The 3488-nt window shown below is 61.5% G+C and carries 3 protein-coding genes and 1 pseudogene; 1 reads left to right on the forward strand and 3 read right to left on the reverse strand.

Going from position 1 to position 3488, the window contains the following annotated elements; genetic code table 11:
* The 3 genes and pseudogenes from ACXJL8_RS36795 to ACXJL8_RS36805 all read right to left on the reverse strand — a co-directional run.
* Window positions 1–214 (reverse strand): annotated as a pseudogene (locus ACXJL8_RS36795) (ABC transporter permease); the annotation flags it as partial.
* A gap of 10 nt (window positions 215–224) precedes the next feature.
* Window positions 225–1205: an ABC transporter permease gene (locus tag ACXJL8_RS36800; protein WP_456619285.1), complete on the reverse strand. Its 981-nt coding sequence runs from the start codon at window positions 1203–1205 to the stop codon at window positions 225–227.
* Window positions 1206–1309: 104 nt separating this feature from the next.
* Window positions 1310–2905, reverse strand: coding sequence for an ABC transporter substrate-binding protein (locus tag ACXJL8_RS36805; RefSeq protein WP_456619284.1), 1596 nt, complete (start codon window positions 2903–2905; stop codon window positions 1310–1312).
* Between the two features lie 383 nt (window positions 2906–3288).
* Here ACXJL8_RS36805 and ACXJL8_RS36810 point away from each other — a divergent pair.
* Window positions 3289–3488 (forward strand): DUF6489 family protein (locus tag ACXJL8_RS36810; RefSeq protein ID WP_456686596.1); only part of this gene is annotated, 200 nt, incomplete at its 3' end.

Below are 3488 nucleotides of genomic sequence, written 5' to 3' on the forward strand. Positions count from 1 at the left end.
GCGCCGGATCGAACGGGTTCTGCACAGCGAGGACGGATGCAAAGATCGCGAGCAGGAAGAACAGCGCGGCAATGGCCGCCGCCACCATGGTCAGCTTGGAGCGGCGGAACGAATAGAAGATGTCGCTGTCGAGCGCGCGACTGAGCCAGTTGCGGGCGGCATGGGTCGGCTGCGTGCTCTGCTTGTCGGAATTGGAGACGACTGCGTCGGACATGCAGGTTGCCTTATGTCGCGCGGCCGACGGTCGAGCGCAGGCGCGGATCGACCACGGTGTAGAGGATGTCGACCACCAGGTTGATGGTGACGAAAATCAGCGAGACCATCAGCAGGTAGGCGGCCATAATCGGGATATCGACGTTTTGCACGGCCTGCACGAACAGAAGTCCCATGCCGGGCCATTGGAACACGGTTTCGGTGATGATCGAAAATGCAATAACCGAGCCAAACTGCAACCCTGCCACCGTGATCACGGGAATGAGCGTGTTCTTCAGCGCGTGGCCGAAATGGATGGCACGGGTGGTCAGCCCGCGGGCGCGGGCAAAGCGGATATAGTCGGTCCGCATCACTTCCAGCATCTCCGCGCGCACCAGGCGCATGATCAGGGTCATCTGGAACAGGCCGAGCGTGATCGAGGGCATGATCAATGCCTTTAGCCCCGACAGCGTGAGCAGGCCTGTGGTCCACCAGCCGAGCTTGACCACCTCGCCGCGGCCAAACGAGGGCAACCAGCCCAATGTCACCGCGAACAGATAGATCAGGAGGATGCCGATCAGGAAGGTCGGCAGCGAGATGCCGATCAGCGAAACCGCCTGGAATAATTTGGCGAGCAGGGTGTCGCGCTTGAGCGCCGAATAGACCCCCATCAGGATGCCGAGCACCATCGCAAATACAGTGGCGCAGATCGCAAGTTCCAGCGTTGCGGGCATACGCTCCATCAACAGCGTCGAGACCGGTTGGCGGAACTGGTAGGAGACGCCGAACTTGAATTGTGCGGCATCGGCGAAATAGCGCACGAACTGCACCGGCACGGGATCATCGAGGCCGAGCGACTTGCGTACAGCCTCGCGTTCGGCCGCCGACGTGTCGATCGAGACGATCTGGTTGACGGGGTCGCCGGCGAAACGAAACATCGAGAACGCGATGATGCCGACGGCGAACATGACGCCGATGGCCTGAACGGCGCGGCGAAGAGTGAAAGCGAGCATTCCTTCCACCTTCCTTGGGTGTGCGTGCGGTCGACGTCTTTGTCAGCCGGAAAAGGAAAGGTCCCGGAAGCCTGACGCTGCCGGGACCTTGGGTTCAACTGACGCTATTCCTGCTTGGTCGCCCAATGGAACATGACCAGATTGTCGGCGCGCTGCGGCAGGTTGACCTTCTTCGATACGCCCCAGGCCAACGCCTGCTGGTGCAGCGGGATGTAGGACCAGTCCTTGTTGCCGATTTCGTAGGCTTGCTTGATCAGCTGGTTGCGCTTGGCGGTGTCGGTTTCGACCAGCACCTTGTCGGTGATGGCGTCGAACTCCTTGTTGCAGTAGCCGCCGAGATTGGCCTCGCCCCGTGAGGATTTCGCATCGTCGCGGCAGCCCATGATGTCAAAGAGCACATTGTGGGAGTCCATCGTGCTCGGCGTCCAGCCCAGCATGTAGAACGAGGTCTGGTAGCCGCCTTGCTTCAGCACCTTGGCGAAGTACTGCGCCTTCGGCTGCGCCAGCAGATTGATCTTGACGCCAATGCGGGCGAGCATGCCGACCACGGCCTGGCAGATCGCGGCGTCGTTGACGTAGCGATCGTTTGGGCAATCCATGGTGACCTCGAAGCCATCGGGATAACCGGCCTCGGTCAGGAGCTTCTTGGCGCCGTCGGGATCGAATTTCGGCCGCGTGAACTCCTTGGACAGTATGAACAGCTCCGGCGCGATCATCAGCGCCGACGGCGTCGCCAGCCCGCGCATCACGCGCGTCTTGATCAGCTCGATGTCGATCGCCTTGTAGAACGCCTCGCGGACCTTGATGTCCTTGAACGGGTTCTTGCCCTTGATGTTGGAGTAGAGCAGCTCGTCCCGCATCTGGTCGAAGCCGATGAAGATGGTGCGCAGCTCCGGCCCCTTCAGTACCTGGGCATTCGGGCTGGAATCGACGCGGGAGATGTCCTGGATCGGCACCGGCTCGATGACGTCGACTTCGCCCGAGAGTAGCGCGGCGACGCGGGTGGCGTCGGAGGAGATCGGGGTGAAGATGATCTCCTTCAAATTGCCTTCGACCTTGCCCCAGTAATTGGGATTGGCCTTGAACACCGTCTTCACGCCGGGCTGGTGGCTCTCAATGATGAAGGGACCGGTGCCGTTCTCGTGGAGCGAGGCGTAGCTCGGCGTGGTCGCCGCCACCGGCGTCGGATCGACGACGTTGTTCTCCTCGGCCCATTTCTTGTCCATGATGTACCAGACATCCCACGCGTTATGCAGGATGGGGTTGGGCGAGGGCAGGACGAAATCGACGGTGTAGTCGTCGACCTTGACCACCTTGACGTCGGGCGCAAGGCGGGTCTGCATGTTGGACCCCTTCTTGCGGACGCGATCGGCCGAGAACACCACGTCGTCGGCGGTGAAGGGGTCACCGTTGTGGAACTTCACGCCCTTGCGCAGATGGAAGCGCCAGCGCGTCGGCTCCGGAGTTTCCCAGCTTTCCGCCAGCGCCGGAATGATCTTGAGGTTCTTGTCGCGCGCGGTGAGGCCTTGATAGACGTGGCCGAGATGGGCGTGGGTGGTGCTCTCGTTGAGCGTATAGGGATCGAGCGACTTCAGGTCGCCTTGGTTGGCATAGCGCAGCGTCTGGCTRGACGCCGGCGAGACCGTCAACGCAAACGTACCGGCGAGCGTCGCCGCACACAAACTTCGACCGAATGACATTCTTGGCCCTCTTCACACTGCCGCGCCGATGATTTTTGCTTGTTCGACGAGGCCGATCAATCCATGTTGCCCAGAGTTCTCGCCCCGTGCAAGCGCCATTCCAGCAAGGAACGCGCCAACTTGCACCGCTGTGCAGCAATGCTGACCCGACAGTCTGGAGGCGAAGGTTCGCGGGCGATATTCGACTTTCGATCGGTCCCCGGGGAACGGCGGGAGCGCCCCCGTCAGCCGCCGGGCGAGCGCGTTCGTGGCGCGAGCGATTTGGTTGACCATACCGGCCGATTGCGGGACCGGGCGTGTCGCGCCGGCGTCAGGTCGCTTGCGTCGCACCGCAACTCGCGGTGATACTCCGGCAGGCCGCTCGAATCTCATCTGGAGGGGACATGAAAGTTAACATCGAAATCGACTGCACCCCCCTTGAGGCTCGCCAGTTCTTCGGATTGCCGGATGTCTCGCCGATGCAGATTGCCGTCATGGACAAGCTGCAGCAGCAGGTCCTGAGCAACATCGACAAGGTCTCGCCGGAATCGCTGATCCAGAGCTGGTTCACTTTCGATCCCAAGCTCGCCGAGCGGTTTCAGGA

The organism is Bradyrhizobium sp. P5_C11_2 (assembly GCF_054049755.1).